At 60.6% G+C, this 14,517-nt stretch carries 14 protein-coding genes; 13 read left to right on the forward strand and 1 reads right to left on the reverse strand.

Features of this window, described 5'->3' with window-relative positions; genetic code table 11:
* Window positions 1-228: 228 nt before the first annotated feature.
* On the reverse strand, window positions 229-2,052 hold the full coding sequence (gene ltrA, locus J3P73_RS19895) for a group II intron reverse transcriptase/maturase (RefSeq protein WP_018482305.1): 1,824 nt from the start codon (window positions 2,050-2,052) through the stop codon (window positions 229-231).
* Window positions 2,053-2,718: 666 nt separating this feature from the next.
* On the opposite strand from ltrA, the gene J3P73_RS19900 reads away from it, so the two are divergent.
* From J3P73_RS19900 to nuoF, 13 genes are all read left to right on the forward strand, one after another.
* A complete protein-coding gene (locus J3P73_RS19900) occupies window positions 2,719-3,219 on the forward strand; it encodes an NADH-quinone oxidoreductase subunit J (RefSeq protein WP_018073607.1) in 501 nt (166 codons plus the stop codon).
* Window positions 3,219-3,521 (forward strand): NADH-quinone oxidoreductase subunit NuoK, encoded by a 303-nt coding sequence (gene nuoK / locus J3P73_RS19905; RefSeq protein WP_007819572.1) that lies wholly within the window; start codon window positions 3,219-3,221, stop codon window positions 3,519-3,521. Before J3P73_RS19900 ends, nuoK begins: the two co-directional genes overlap by 1 nt.
* 5 nt (window positions 3,522-3,526) lie before the next feature.
* Window positions 3,527-4,990: a monovalent cation/H+ antiporter subunit D family protein gene (locus tag J3P73_RS19910; protein ID WP_018483151.1), complete on the forward strand. Its 1,464-nt coding sequence runs from the start codon at window positions 3,527-3,529 to the stop codon at window positions 4,988-4,990.
* Complete coding sequence (locus J3P73_RS19915) at window positions 4,987-5,241, forward strand: hypothetical protein (protein ID WP_018073605.1); 255 nt, start codon at window positions 4,987-4,989, stop codon at window positions 5,239-5,241. Before J3P73_RS19910 ends, J3P73_RS19915 begins: the two co-directional genes overlap by 4 nt.
* On the forward strand, window positions 5,234-7,009 hold the full coding sequence (locus J3P73_RS19920) for a Na(+)/H(+) antiporter subunit D (RefSeq protein WP_207579689.1): 1,776 nt from the start codon (window positions 5,234-5,236) through the stop codon (window positions 7,007-7,009). The genes J3P73_RS19915 and J3P73_RS19920 overlap by 8 nt, the downstream gene beginning before the upstream one ends.
* Window positions 7,010-7,017: 8 nt before the next feature.
* Window positions 7,018-8,493 (forward strand): NADH-quinone oxidoreductase subunit M, encoded by a 1,476-nt coding sequence (locus J3P73_RS19925; RefSeq protein WP_026171019.1) that lies wholly within the window; start codon window positions 7,018-7,020, stop codon window positions 8,491-8,493.
* Window positions 8,490-9,929, forward strand: coding sequence for an NADH-quinone oxidoreductase subunit N (locus J3P73_RS19930; RefSeq protein ID WP_130656118.1), 1,440 nt, complete (start codon window positions 8,490-8,492; stop codon window positions 9,927-9,929). The genes J3P73_RS19925 and J3P73_RS19930 overlap by 4 nt, the downstream gene beginning before the upstream one ends.
* 155 nt (window positions 9,930-10,084) lie before the next feature.
* The gene (locus tag J3P73_RS19935; RefSeq protein WP_130692547.1) at window positions 10,085-10,450 is read left to right on the forward strand and encodes an NADH-quinone oxidoreductase subunit A; all 366 of its coding nucleotides are present in this window, start codon (window positions 10,085-10,087) and stop codon (window positions 10,448-10,450) included.
* Window positions 10,438-10,941 (forward strand): NuoB/complex I 20 kDa subunit family protein, encoded by a 504-nt coding sequence (locus J3P73_RS19940; protein WP_018073600.1) that lies wholly within the window; start codon window positions 10,438-10,440, stop codon window positions 10,939-10,941. The genes J3P73_RS19935 and J3P73_RS19940 overlap by 13 nt, the downstream gene beginning before the upstream one ends.
* The gene (locus tag J3P73_RS19945) at window positions 10,938-11,474 is read left to right on the forward strand and encodes an NADH-quinone oxidoreductase subunit C (protein WP_018483158.1); all 537 of its coding nucleotides are present in this window, start codon (window positions 10,938-10,940) and stop codon (window positions 11,472-11,474) included. The genes J3P73_RS19940 and J3P73_RS19945 overlap by 4 nt, the downstream gene beginning before the upstream one ends.
* Before the next feature lie 29 nt (window positions 11,475-11,503).
* A complete protein-coding gene (gene nuoD / locus J3P73_RS19950) occupies window positions 11,504-12,718 on the forward strand; it encodes an NADH dehydrogenase (quinone) subunit D (RefSeq protein WP_130656119.1) in 1,215 nt (404 codons plus the stop codon).
* 16 nt (window positions 12,719-12,734) lie between these two features.
* Window positions 12,735-13,244 (forward strand): NADH-quinone oxidoreductase subunit NuoE, encoded by a 510-nt coding sequence (gene nuoE, locus J3P73_RS19955; protein ID WP_018073597.1) that lies wholly within the window; start codon window positions 12,735-12,737, stop codon window positions 13,242-13,244.
* 4 nt (window positions 13,245-13,248) lie between these two features.
* A complete protein-coding gene (nuoF, locus tag J3P73_RS19960; RefSeq protein WP_130656121.1) occupies window positions 13,249-14,514 on the forward strand; it encodes an NADH-quinone oxidoreductase subunit NuoF in 1,266 nt (421 codons plus the stop codon).
* Window positions 14,515-14,517 lie beyond the last annotated feature (3 nt).

The following is a 14,517-nucleotide window of genomic DNA, read 5'->3' on the forward strand; positions in this document are numbered from 1 at the left end:
CGTCCTCCCTTGGCGGGTTAAGCAGCCCGTCAGACAATCAGGGCACGACCTGCGTTTGGACGCCCGCCGAAAACGTCGAGACGCTTTGTTGTTCGCACGCTATTTTCATCCGACTTTGAAGAATCTCACGGATTCTGGAGAACTACAATCTCGATTTGCACCGGAAGAGTGGTCCCGGTAGGGACGATGGTTACCCATCGCCCCCCGGCCAGATCCGTACGTGCGGCACTACCGCATACGGCTCCTATCGGATGTTGTGACGGTGAACCGAGCATCTGGATGCGGGTGCAACAAGCGACATGGCGGCAGGTATTTGCGAAGCAGCCTTTGGAAACGATCCCAAGACAGCCGGTTTCGTTGGCTTCGACGCATCAAAGCGTGTCGCCAAGCTCGACCAACTTCCCAGCGGAACCCTCCCAATCGTCTTAGATTGTCTGGCACCGCATGGTAGTTCAAATACCCCTGTAACACTTGCCGTAGCCATCGACCTACTACTGCGATCGGTTCATGGCGTCTTCGCATTAGCGTTTCCCGAATGGCCATCAGCGTCGTGCGCATGCGCTTCTTGATTGTCAGACGGACAATCTTGAAGCCCCCATCATTGCGCCGCCTACCACAGCAGTGTGTGAATCCCAGAAAGTCGAAGGTCTCTGGCTTGCGGATCCCACGCTCCCGGCAGTTTCGCGCAGCATACCGCCCAAAGCGTATTAGCCGCGTCTTTTCCGGGTGTAGTTGCAAGCCAAACTGAGCGAGACGCTCCCGCAATGCTTGCAGGAAGCGCTGCGCCTCTCCTTCGTACTGGAACCCAATCACGCTGTCGTCGGCATAACGTACAATGATCACGTCGCCTTTAGCGTTTCGGATACGCCATTGCTGGACCCATAAATCCAATGCGTAATGCAGATAGATATTCGATAGCACGGGGCTAATTACAGAGCCTTGAGGAGTTCCTCGCGTTGATGCGACGCGGCGGCCATCCTCAATCGTGCCCGCTTTCAACCATTTGTAGATCAGACGTATCAGCCGGCGGTCACCCACTCGATGCGACAGGAAACGAAGCATCCACTCGTGATCGATTTCATCGTAAAACGAGCGAATATCCGCGTCCAGTATCCAGTTGATCTTCCGCTTGTCGATCCCAACCCACAAGGCGTCCAGCGCGTCATGCTGCCCCCTTCCTTGTCGGAACCCGTATGAGAAGCCCAGGAAGTCTTGCTCATAAATCGCGTTCAGAACCGTGGACACGGCCATCTGCACGACTTTTTCTTCCAGTGCTGCAATACCGAGGGGACGGAGTCTTCCGTCATTCTTCGGAATGTAGACCCGTCGGGACGGTTGTGCACGATACGCACCGGACTGAATCTCCAGATGTAATTCGTGCACGCGCCCTTCGAGGGTCTTCTCATAATCGTACCACGTCACGCCGTCCACTCCACTCGCCGCCTGCTTGCGAAGCGCATGGAAGCTCTTCACCAACAGCGTCGGAGTGACGTGGTGCATCAGCGCCGTGAAACGCATCTTCGGGTTCCGCTTGGCGGCTTCCCGTACACCTTCAATCCCCATCGAAGCGTGTCTTATCCGGCTCTGTGTCCGGCACGCTGGAGTTTCGAAGGCGTTCCCTCCGATTACACCCCTTCCCTCCATCGCCTCCGCAGGATCATCTCCCTTGTTCGGCAACTTCTGCAGTACTATGGGCGTATCCGACTTCTCATCAGCGTTGACGACTGGATTGTGATCAACGATCTTCCCAGTCCCGTCCAGTCCATTTGCACTGGACACTGATGAGATCTCGCTGCTTCCGTATGAAAGACTTCCCGGCATGCACAGGGTCTCCGACCGCGCGGGATCGGGGCATGGCTTGCGATTGACGCCATGCACCGTGTTGCCTTCCGCTTCGCTTAACAGCGTCGGCATCCCGAACTGATCATTTCGCGGCTCAATGGCCGGCCTGCCGGTTTCCCCTGTCAACGCTTCGACGCACACCTCGCGATGTGCCCCGCATGACTCGGGGTCAGAGTGATTCGCCACTTCTTCTCCGTATTGAACTTTCATCAACTATCTTTCATCGGCTTTGCAGCCGCACTAAGCGCGAATTTCCCCGCACCTTGGTCAATCAGGTGACGCTCGTGCCCGAGGCGTTTACCCAATGCTAGCCGTGTGCCAGGCCTTAAACGCAAGAAAGCCCTCCACGATGGGAGGGCTTTCTTGTTGATAATTAGATAATTGGTAAATTCTGGTTGGGGGGCAGGATTTGAACCTGCGGCCTTCAGGTTATGAGCCTGACGAGGCGAGGCGGATAAGCAATCGATCCAGTGAATCGATTGCCCGCCGAGCGGGCTGCTCCACGAGGAGCGCTTTGATTTTTGGAAGGAAAGTTTGGTTGCGGGGGCCTGAAGCCACAGAGACTTGTAACTTCGGCGGAACAGCCGGTGTGATTTGGAAGAAATTTCCCACTACGCCGTAACAAAACGTCGGTACCGACCGGCCCAAGCCATTTGCCTATGGAACAATAAAATCGGTACGGCGCTATCGAAAGCGCGCGCTTCGCAAGCGACCTTCGCCACATCCGGACCGGCCTGGTTTGCTCCGCCAATGACAATAATCTTGTGAAAAATCCGATATTAGGGCACAATTTGTGAACGCATCGGAATTTGCGGCGCAATCTCGAATCCGGCCGTCTCGCGCCGGGTACCAGTTCGCGTCGGAGGGTCGGCGTCGATGGATCAGGGGTTCTTTCTTCTGTTCGCTGCGGTATCCGTGATCACGGCCCTGACGGTGGTCCTGGCGCGCAATCCGGTTCACAGCGCATTGGCGCTGATGGCGTGTTTCCTGCAGGTCTCGGCAATCTTCGTCTTGCTCGGGGCACCGTTGCTCGCGGTCATCCAGATCTTCGTCTATGTCGGCGCGATCATGGTCCTGTTCCTGTTCGTGATCATGATGATCGATGTGCGCGAAGCCGTGTTGCAGCGATTCTTGCCGGGCGGCAACCTCCCGGCTCTGGTACTGCTCGTCCTGCTCGGGGTCGAGATGCTCGTGCTGCTGCTCTGGAGCGACCGCTTTTCGGTCATGGAGCCCGTCGTCATGCGCGGCGGCGATGGCATCCGGCAGCTTAGCACAGCACTTTTCGCCGACTATCTCCTGCCGTTTGAAACCGCCTCCGTAATCCTGCTGGCAGCCCTGGTCGGCGCCATCATGCTGGCGCGGAAGGAGCAGGGGTGATGGTTCCGCTCTGGTGGTATATTGTGCTCGGAGTGGTCCTGTTCGTGATCGGAGCGGCGGGCGTGCTGCTCAGGCGCAATATTCTAGTCGTACTGATGTCGTTGGAGCTGCTGCTCAACTCGGTCAACATCAATTTCATCGCTTTCGGGCGTTACCACGCCGATTTCCGCGGGCAGATCTTCGCGATCTTCGTCATCGCAATCACCGCGGCGGAGGTTGCCGTCGCCCTCGGAATCCTGGTCGCCCTCGTGAGGAACAAATCCACCCTCAAGGTCGACGACGTGACGGTGATGAAAGGATAGCGGCTTTGGACCCGGTTGTATCGATCCGGCCGTTGCTTGCCGTCACCGTCGCCGGTCTGGCGGCCCTTGCCGTTCTCCTTTTGAACAAGCGCGAGAGACTTCGCGATCTGGTCTCGCCGTTGGCCGCGATCGCCATGTTCGCGATTGTCGTGTCGATGGCGCCCACGGTGCTCGCGGGCGGGACGGTCGAACTGCGCCTGTTCGAGATTCTGCCGGGGATTGACTTTGCTTTCCGGGTCGATGCGCTCGGCATGGTGTTTGCCACCGTCTCGTCGCTGCTGTGGATCGTGGCGGCGATCTATTCCGTCGGCTACATGCGGCATTTGAACGAGCATGCGCAGACCCGGTTCTTCGCCTGCTTCGCCAGCAGTCTTGCGGCCGCCGCCGGGGGCGCCTTCGCCGCCAATCTGTTTACGCTGGTGATCTTTTACGAAGTGCTCAGCCTCGTTACCTATCCGCTCGTCTACCACCACGAGGACGAAGAGGGATGGAGGGGCAGCCGCAAGTACCTCGTCTATCTGATGGGCGCCTCGAAAAGCGCGTTGCTCGCCGCACTGGCGCTGACCTACCATATTGCGGGGTCGCTCGACTTTGTCGCGGGAGGGCTGCTGGCGGGGAGCGATGCCTCGGCGGCGCTGCTGACGGTCGTCTATTTCTGCTATCTTTTCGGCTTCGCCAAGGCCGCTGTGATGCCGATGCACGCCTGGCTGCCCGCCGCGATGGTCGCGCCGACACCGGTCAGCGCGCTTTTGCATGCAGTGGCAGTGGTCAAGATGGGCGTGTTCTGCGTGCTGCGGGTGGTGTTCCATGTCTTCGGCACGGGGCTAGTGGGCGGGCTGGGCCTCGGCATCGTAACGGCCTATCTGGCTTCGTTCACGATCCTGATGGCGTCGGTTTACGCCCTGACGCGGGACGACCTGAAGGCCAGGCTCGCCTATTCGACGGTCAGCCAGCTCTCCTACATCGTGCTGGGCGCGGTTCTGTTGTCGCCGGTCGCGATGGTCGGCGGGATCATCCACATCGCGGCTCACGCATTCTCAAAGATCACACTCTTTTTCTGCGCCGGCTCGATTTATTGCGCGTCCGGCAAAAGGAACATCAGCGACATGGCCGGTGTCGGCCGCAGGCTGCCCTGGACGATGGGGGCATTCTTCGTCGCCTCGCTCAGCATGATTGGCGTGCCGCCAACCGCGGGGTTCGTCAGCAAATGGTATCTGGCGCTGGGCTCTGTGGAGGCGGGAGAAATTGCGTTCCTGATCGTGCTCTTAGTGAGCTCGGTCCTGAACGCCGCCTACTTCCTGCCGGTTAGCTATGCCGCCTTTTTCGGGACGGAAGAGCAGGAAAGTTCGGCTACGGTCCGTGAAATTCCAATGATGACGATCCCGCTGGTCGTAACCGCCCTCCTGTCGGTGTTGATGGGCATTTTCCCGGGCTATTTTCTGGCTTTGGCGGAAGGAGTGGTCAGATGATCAATAGCATCGTCGATTATTTCGGCAACGAGGCATATGCGACACGCCGCCGCCGGCTGTTTTATCTGGTGCTCGTCCTGATCGTCGTCGCCGACTTCCTGGTCTTCCGCGAACACGCCGAATATCTGTGGGACAGCGTGCCTGGCTGGTCGGCCGTCTACGGCTTCGTCTCCTGCGTCCTGCTTATCTTCGTTTCCAAGTTTCTCGGCCATCGCGTCGGGCTGATGCGGCGCGAGGACTATTATGACTAACTTCATCCATCCAGCTCTGCTCTTTATTCTTGGCGCCCTACCGATCCCGTTCCTCAGCGGGTCGGTCCGCAAGGCCTATCTGCTTCTGATCCCTGCGCTGGCGATCCTTGTCGTGCTTGCGATGGAGCCGGGCAGCTATGGCGAAGCGCGGTTCATCGGGCAGGAGATCCTGATCGCAAAGGTGGACAAGCTCAGCATCGTCTTCGCCACCGTTTTCACCATCATGGCGCTGATCGGCATGGTCTACGCGTTGCATCTGACGGATGCCGGCCAGCACGTGGCGGCATTCGTCTATGTCGGCAGCGCGCTTGGCGTGGTGTTTGCCGGTGACTACCTGACCCTCTACCTGTTCTGGGAGGGCATGGCGTTCGCTTCCGCCTATCTGGTCTTCGCGCAGCGTGGCGGGCCGGCGATCCGGGCCGGGTTCCGCTATCTCATGGTCCATATCACCGGCGGCGTCGTCCTGCTCGGCGGCATCATTTCCCACGGGCTCGCCACCGGTTCACTGCTTTTCGGCCCGATCGCGGGGAGCCTCACCAACGGGGGAATGGGGGTCGGCGACTACCTGATCCTCGCCGGCTTCATCCTCAACGCGGCCGTGCCGCCGCTCAATGCCTGGCTGACCGATGCCTATCCGGAGGCGACCGTCACCGGGGCGGTGTTCATGAGCGCGTTTACCACCAAGACCGCCGTCTATGTGCTGGCGCGGGCGTTTCCGGGGACTGAGATTCTGGTCTGGCTCGGCACCGCGATGGCACTCTACGGCGTCATCTACGCCGTGCTGGAGAACGACTGCCGGCGGCTGCTCGCCTATCACATCGTCAGCCAGGTGGGCTATATGATCGCGGGTATCGGCATCGGGACCGAGATGGCGGTGAATGGGGCTGCCGGCCACGCCTTCGCGCATATCCTCTATAAGGCACTTCTGTTCATGGGTGCCGGGGCAGTCATCTACGTCACCGGCCGTCGCAAACTCACCGAGCTCGGCGGGCTTTACAAGACCATGCCGCTGACCGTGGCGCTTTACATGGTCGGCGCCTTCGCGATCTCGGCGTTCCCGTTCTTCTCGGGCTTCGTCACCAAATCGATGGTGATTGCGGCTGCCGGACAGGATCATCGGGCGTTTGTCGTGCTGGCGCTGACGATGGCGTCGTCGGGGACGTTCCTGCACACGGGCTTGAAGCTCCCGTATTACATGTTTTTCGGCGTGGACCGGAAACTGGAGGCGCGGGAGCCGCCGCGCAATATGCTGGTTGCAATGGGCATGGCGGCGGTGCTCTGCATTGCAATCGGGGTGTTTCCCCAGCCACTTTATGCGCTTCTGCCCTATCCAGTCGACTTCGAACCCTACACAGGCCCCCATATCACGGAGAGCCTCGGCCTGCTGATGTTCACCGCCCTGGGATTCGTGGTGTTCCTCAGGGCGCTCGACCCCGAGAACACGATCAGCCTCGACACCGACTGGTTCTATCGCAAGGGCGCGCGGCTCTTCATGTGGTTCGCCGAAAAACCGTTGGCACGCTACGAAAAGGCGGTGAGTGACGTGTCGGAGACCGCAGCGCTACCCCTCCTGCATGGGGCGGCACGGGCGGGACTGTGGATCGATCTCACCGGCGTGGACGCCGTCGTGAACGGCGTCGCCCGCTCGATCCTGCGCGGCGGCGACGCGCTGCGGCGGTTCCAGACCGGCGTCGTGACCCATTACGCTCTGGCGATGATCGCCGGTGTAGTCGCGGCCACCATCGTCTTCGCCGTGGTGTGGCGGTAGGGGGTGCGATGGGATTCCCGCTACTGAGCCTCATCGTATTCACGCCGGCCGCCGGAGCAGCGGTTTTGATGTTTCTCCGCAGCGACGATGCCGTACGGTGGACCGCGCTGGGTGTCACCGTTGTCGACCTCGCTCTCTGCATTGCAATGCTGACGAGCTTTGACACCACGACCCACCAGATGCAGTTCACCGAGACGCGCCCGTGGGTGCCCACGCTCGGGATCACTTATGCGCTCGGCGTCGACGGAATCAGCGCGCTCTTCGTTTTCCTGACCACGCTGTTGGGCTCGATCTGCGTCCTCGCATCGTGGGTCGCGATCGAGCGCAAGGTGAAGGAGTTCATGATCAGTCTGCTCTCTATGCAGGCCTTGATGCTGGGGGTGTTCTGCGCGCTCGACCTGTTCTTGTTCTACGTCTTTTGGGAGGCGATGCTGATCCCGATGTACCTGATCATCGGCGTCTGGGGCGGCGACGGCCGGGTCTATGCGGCATTCAAGTTCTTCCTCTACACGCTGGCGGGCAGCGTCCTGTTCCTGATCGGTGTCATCGTGCTCTATTTCAACGGCGGCGAGACCTTCGACATCCTCGCCCTCACAGCGCAGGATTTGCCGTTCCGGGTCCAGTCTTGGCTGTTCTTCGCCTTCCTGATCGCTTTTGCGGTCAAGGTGCCGATGGTGCCGGTCCATACCTGGCTGCCGGACGCCCATGTGCAGGCGCCGACGGCGGGCAGCATTATCCTCGCCGGAGTGCTCCTGAAGATGGGCGCCTACGGATTCCTGCGGTTCTCGCTGCCGATGCTGCCGGAGGCATCGATGTATTATTCGACGCTGATGCTGGCGCTTTCGGCGCTTGCGATCGTCTATGGCGGATTGCTCGCGCTGGCGCAGGACGATCTGAAGAAGCTGGTGGCTTATTCCAGCATCAGCCATATGGGCTTCGTGACGCTGGGGATTTTTGCGCTGAACCTCCGCGGGCTCGAGGGCGGTATCCTGCAGATGTTCAATCATGGCGTGACGACAGGCGCCCTATTCCTGTTCGTCGGGCTGATCTACGAGCGGACCCATACCCGCAGCATCGCCGACTATGGCGGGTTGATGAAGGTGGCGCCGGTCTACACCACGTTTCTGGCACTGTTTACCCTATCGTCGATGGCGCTGCCGGGAACGAATTCGTTCGTCGGCGAGTTGCTGGTGCTGTCAGGCGGGTTTGCGGCCAACTTGGTCGCCGGCTCGGCCGCCGTTTTGGGCGCATTGCTGGGGGCTGCCTATCTGCTTGGCATGTATGGGAAAGTCGCGCTCGGCCCGGCCAGCGTCGGCGCCCGGTTGACGATACGCGACGTGAACGCCCGTGAGATGGTTGCGATCCTGCCGCTGGCCGTCTTCGTACTCTGGGTTGGGCTCTATCCGAAACCCTTTCTCAACGTCATCGATGCCTCGGTGCAGCATCTGCTGACGCACGTGCACAGTAGGGGGAGCGGCCAATGACCGCCGCCACGCTTTTCCAGTCGGCCCTAGCGAGCCTGCCCGAGATCGTGGTGATCACCGGCGCCTGCATCCTGCTCATCCTGGGACAGTTTGTGCGAAAGGGACAGGAACATTTCCTTGTCTGGGCGTCGGTCGCGGTCGTGTTGACTGCCGCCTTGGCGACACTCATGCTGGCAAGCGAAGTGCGGCCGGCATACACGGGCATGTTCATCGCCGACCGCTTCGCGGTCTTCTTCAAGTTCGTTTTCTACTTAGCCACCGTTCTGACGTTCCTCCTTTCGCGAAAATATGCCGACATCGAAGGGATCGGGAGCAGCGAATACTATGTCCTGCTGCTCTTCGCGCTTTCGGGCATGATGATCATGGCCTCCGCGACCGATCTCCTGTCGATCTATGTGAGCCTCGAACTGATGGTGATTTGCACCTATGTGCTGACCGGCTTCCTGCGGCATGAGCGGCGGTCGAACGAAGCAGCACTGAAATACGTAATCCTTGGCGCGGTCTCGACCGGGATTTTCCTTTACGGCGTTTCGCTGGTCTACGGGCTCACCGGCACAACGCAATTGGACGGGATGGCTGCGGCCGTGACCGACGATCCGCTCGATCCCGGATTGCTGCTTGCGGTGGTCTTCATTGTCGCGGGGCTAGTCTTCAAGGTCGGCGCGGTTCCATTCCATATGTGGGTGCCGGACGTCTATGAAGGTGCGCCGACGACGATCACCGCCTTCATGTCGGTGGGCCCCAAGGCAGCGGGGTTTGCGGTGATCCTGCGGGTGTTCCTCAATCCTCTGGTCGCAGCCTCAGACATTTGGATCATCCTCGCCGTCATTGCGGTGGTGACGATGGCACTCGGCAGTTTCGTGGCGCTGGTGCAGGACAATTTCAAGCGTCTCTTGGCCTATTCGAGCATCGCCCATGCCGGGTTCGCCATTTTCGGGGTAGCCGCCGGCGGTGCGGACGGGATCGCCAGCGTGATGCTTTACCTACTGATCTACTCTTTCATGAATCTCGGCATTTTCGCCACCGTCATCATGATGCGGAATGGCGATTTCTCGGGCGAGATTATCGAAGACTATGCGGGTTTCGCCAAGTCGCATCCCGGGCTGGCGCTTCTGATGCTGCTGTATCTGTTCTCGCTGGCCGGCATTCCGCCGACGGCCGGGTTCTTCGCCAAGTTCTACGTGCTGGTCGCGCTCGTCGAGCGAGGTTTCGTCATGCTGGCGGTGATCGCAGTGTTGCTGAGTGTCGTCGCCGCCTACTTTTACATCCGCATCGTCATGGTGATCTACATGCGCGAGCCGGAGAGGACGTTCGACCCCGCACTGACGCCCTTGGTGCGCGCCACGCTGGCCTTCACCGCCGCCGGCACCATCGGCATCGGCCTATTTCCGGCGTGGTTTCTGAGGCTTGCTCAGCATGCAGTGTTTGGTGGCTAATCGATTGGATTTGCAATGATCAACCCGACGGAATAAACTGGCAACTCAAGAAAGGATTGCCCAGGTCGCTTCCCAGGACGACCGCATTACCGGTCCCGAACGGGGTCGGTCGCGGCGTGAGGAAAGCCCCCGATGGGTGACCGGTGCAGTGCGATATGGCTGCAATGGAATTTTTACCGGTTCTTTTCATGGTCGCCGGAGTTGTTCTGGTGGCGGGGGTGACGCTTTTTGTCTCCTCGCTCCTGCGCCCGTCCAATCCGTATCCCGCAAAAAACATGCCCTATGAATGCGGCATGGACGCCGCCGGCGACGCCGCCGGGGGCCGCTTGAGGGTGCAGTTCTTTATCCTTGCGATCCTGCTGGTGGTCTTCGATGTCGAGACGGTGTTCCTCTTTCCCTGGGCCGTCGTCCTGAAAGAGATCGGGCTGGTCGGCTATGTCGAGATGTTCATCTTCATATTGCTGCTTCTCGTGGGCTTCGCCTACGCTTGGCTAAAGGGAGCGCTGGAATGGGAGGCGTAAACAACGCGATTCGCGACAGCGTGCTGTTCACCACGGCCGACAGCCTGATCAACTGGAGCCGAAAGTCGGCGCTGTGGCCCGAGACCTTCGGAATTGCCTGCTGCGCCATCGAGATGATCTCGGCGGGGTGCGCCCGCTACGATCTCGACCGGTTCGGCGTCGTCTTCCGGCCATCGCCCCGTCAGTCCGACGTGATGATCATTGCCGGCACCATAACGCGGAAGTTCGCGCCCGTGGTGCGCCGGCTCTATGACCAGATGCCGGAACCCCGCTGGGTCATCGCCATGGGCACCTGCGCCATCTCGGGCGGGGTCTACAACACCTATGCCGTGGTGCAGGGGGCGGAAACTTTCGTGCCGGTGGACGTGCATGTGCCCGGCTGCCCGCCGCGGCCCGAGGCGCTGATGCACGGCTTCCTCCTGCTTCAAGAGAAGATCAAGAGGTCCCGCGCGCTGGCCGGGACGCCTCTGGATCGGGTTGTAGCGTCATGAGTGTGGAGCCGTCCCTCAATCGCGCTCCGATCATGGAGCGTTTCGGGGAAGCCGTCGAGGACCTCGGCGCCGCGCACGGGATTCACGCGTTTGCTGTTCCACCTGAGAAGATCGTCGAGTTCTGCCGGTTTCTGAAAGAACATCCGGCGTTGCAATTCAACTTCCTCTCGGACATCTGCGGGGTTGATCATTATCCCGAAACACCGCGGTTCGAGGCGGTGTACCACCTCTATTCGCTGCCCAACGGCTGGCGGGTTCGCATCAAGTGCCGGCTTGGCGATCCCCCACAGGTTCCCTCGGTCACCGGAGTTTGGCGCACCGCCAACTGGCACGAGCGTGAGGCCTGGGACATGTATGGCATCAGGTTCGCGGGGCATCCCGATCTGCGCCGGATCTACATGTGGGAAGGCTTCGAGGGCTTTCCCCAGCGCAAGGATTTCCCCTTAAGGGGCTACAAGGACAAGCTGAACCCCTTCGGGGCCGAAGGTCCGCCGCCAACACAGCCCGACCTTGCCACCAGGGACATTCCGTAAGGGAGGCCGTTCTACGCCGGAAAGTTGAGATGACCGAAGTCACCGAACTCAGCAGGCCGGAAGATGAAGCGCTCAATACCAAGGAAGTGCTTCTCAATCTCGGCCCGCAGCACCCCAGCACGCATGGGGTTCTTCGGCTCGTCCTCGAACTGGACGGCGAGTACGTCCAGCGCGTCGACCCGCATATCGGCTACCTCCACCGCGGCACCGAAAAACTGGCGGAGAGCTTCACCTATACCCAGATTTTCCCGCTGACGGACCGGCTCGACTATCTCTGCCCGCCTTCGAACAACCTGGCTTTCGCGCTGGCAGTGGAGAAACTCCTCGGCATAGAAGCACCGATCCGCGCACAATATATCCGCGTGATGATGGCCGAACTGGCACGGATCTCCGGTCATCTCCTGATCACCGGCGCGCTGCCGCTGGACCTGGGCGCCATGACCGCGTTGCTCTACGTCATGCGCGAGCGCGAAATGATCATGGATCTGTTGGAGATGATCAGCGGCGCGAGGATGCACACTTCCTTCTGCCGGGTCGGCGGTGTGCGCGAGGATCTGCCCGACGGGTTCTTTCCCAAGATCCGGGAGTTTTGTGACATCTTCCCGAACCGGATTCGCGACTATGAACGGCTGGTCGATAACAATCGGGTGTTCCTGAAGCGCACGCGGGGGATCGGCGTGATCTCCGCCGAGGACGGCATCGATCTTGGCCTGAGCGGCCCGAACCTGCGCGCCTCGGGCGTCGATTGGGACATCCGCCGCGACGAGCCCTACGAGATCTATGACCGGCTCGCGTTCAACGTCATTACCCGCGATGAGGGCGATTGCTATGCGCGCTGGCGATGCCGCGTCGATGAGATGCGCGAGAGCGTCCGGATCATCGAACAATGCCTCGACCAGATGCCCGAGGGGCCGTTCCAGATCGACATGCCAACAATCGCCTTCCCGGTGGACAAGGACAAGGTGCATTGCTCGATGGAAGCACTGATCCAGCATTTCGACTTGTCGGCCTATGGTTTCAAGGTGCCGAAGGGCGAGGTCTATTCGGCGATCGAGGCGCCAAAGGGCGAGCTTGGCTTCTATATCATCAGCGACGGGTCGCCAAAACCGTTCCGCATGAAGGTGCGGGCACCCTCCTTCGTCAATCTTCAGGCCCTCTTCGGGGTCACCAACGCCCGCTATCTGGCGGACATGATCGCCGTGCTCGGCAGCCTCGACCCGGTGATGGCGGAGGTGGACAAGTAGCAAGGATTTGAATGCGATGACCATGCGCGAAAAGATAAAAGAGGCGGCGGCGCGGTATCCCGACCAGCGCTCTGCGATCATGCCCGCGCTTCTGATCGCGCAGAGGGAGCATGGCCATCTGCCTGGTCAGGTGCTGGAAGAAGTCGCCGACACTCTCGGAGTCGAACGGATCTGGGTCTACGAGCTGGCGACCTTTTATACGCTCTTCCATACCGAGCCGGTGGGCATGTTCCACCTGCAACTCTGTGACAATGTTTCCTGCATGCTGTGCGGAGCCGAGGACCTGCTGAAGCATCTGGAAACGGCGCTGGCGATCAGGAAGGGCGACACCACGCCGGACGGGCTGTTCACGCTTTCCTCCGTCGAGTGCCTCGGTGCCTGCGAGATGGCTCCGGTGATGCAGGTCGGCGACGATTACCATGGCGCCCTTGATGTCGCGCGGATAGATGCACTTTTGGACAACCTGCGGGCTACGACGGAACGGGTCGCGAGCATCGAGCCCTCTGCGCGACCGCAGGGAGAGTAGCGCCATGTTCGAGCCGGTTCTCCTCAAGAATGTCGCCGTGCCGGACAGTCACCTGCTGTCGACTTACGAGGCTAGCGGCGGCTACCAGGCACTGGCGAAGGCGCTGCGCGAATACACGCCTGACGAGGTGGTTAACCTCGTCAAACAGTCCAACCTGCGCGGTCGCGGCGGTGCCGGATTCCCGACGGGCATGAAATGGAGTTTCGTGCCGAAGCAGGTCGACAAGCCGAAATATCTTTGCTGCAACGCCGATGAGGGCGAGCCAGGCACCTTCAAGGACCGGATCATCATGGAGCGCGATCCGCATCAACTCATCGAGGGGCTGGCGGTAAGCGCCTATGCGATTGGAGCCAAAACCGCCTATGTCTACATCCGCGGAGAATATGTGACGGCGATCCGTCGCCTGGAGCAGGCGATCGCCGAGGCACACGAAAAGGGTTATCTGGGAACGGGCATTCTGGGCTCGAATTTCGATTTCGCCGTCCACATCCACTGCGGCGCAGGCGCCTATATCTGCGGCGAGGAGACTGCGATGCTCGAGTCGCTCGAGGGCAAGCGGGCGCAGCCACGATTGAAGCCGCCGTTTCCGGCCGTGGCCGGGCTCTACGCCAGCCCGACTGTGATCAACAATGTCGAGACGCTGGCCTGCGTGCCGCATATCGTGGCGCGGGGCGCGGACTGGTTCCGCGGCATCGGCCCGGACAAGAGCCCCGGCCCGAAGCTCTACTGCCTCAGTGGGCAGGTGCGCAAACCCGGCCTCTACGAGTTGCCGATGGGCATACCACTGCGCGAACTGGTCGAGGAACATGCCGGCGGGGCCTTGCCGGGACGCAAGATCAAGGCGGTGATCCCGGGCGGGGTCTCAGCGCCGGTCATCCCTGAGCACGGGCTGGACGTGAGGATGGATTTTGACTCGCTGGCTGCCGCCGGCTCGATGCTCGGTTCGGCTGGCGTTATCGTGATCGACGATAGCACCTGCATGGTCAAGGTCGCCACCAGGATCATCGAGTTCTTCCACCATGAGTCCTGCGGCAAGTGCACGCCCTGCCGGGAAGGATTGAACTGGGTCGTGAAGGTCCTGCGCCGGGTTGAAGGCGGGGATGGCGCACCCGGCGATCTGGAGCAGCTGGAGATGCTCTGCAAGGGCATTTTCGGCAATACGTTTTGTGCCTTGGGTGACGGTGCAGCGATGGGATTGCGTGCAGCACTCGCGCATTTCCGAGATGAATTCGTCGCCCATGTCGAGGAGCGGAGGTGCCCGTTTCACTGAAGG

Source organism: Rhizobium ruizarguesonis (genome assembly GCF_017357285.1).
Lineage (GTDB): Bacteria > Pseudomonadota > Alphaproteobacteria > Rhizobiales > Rhizobiaceae > Rhizobium > Rhizobium ruizarguesonis.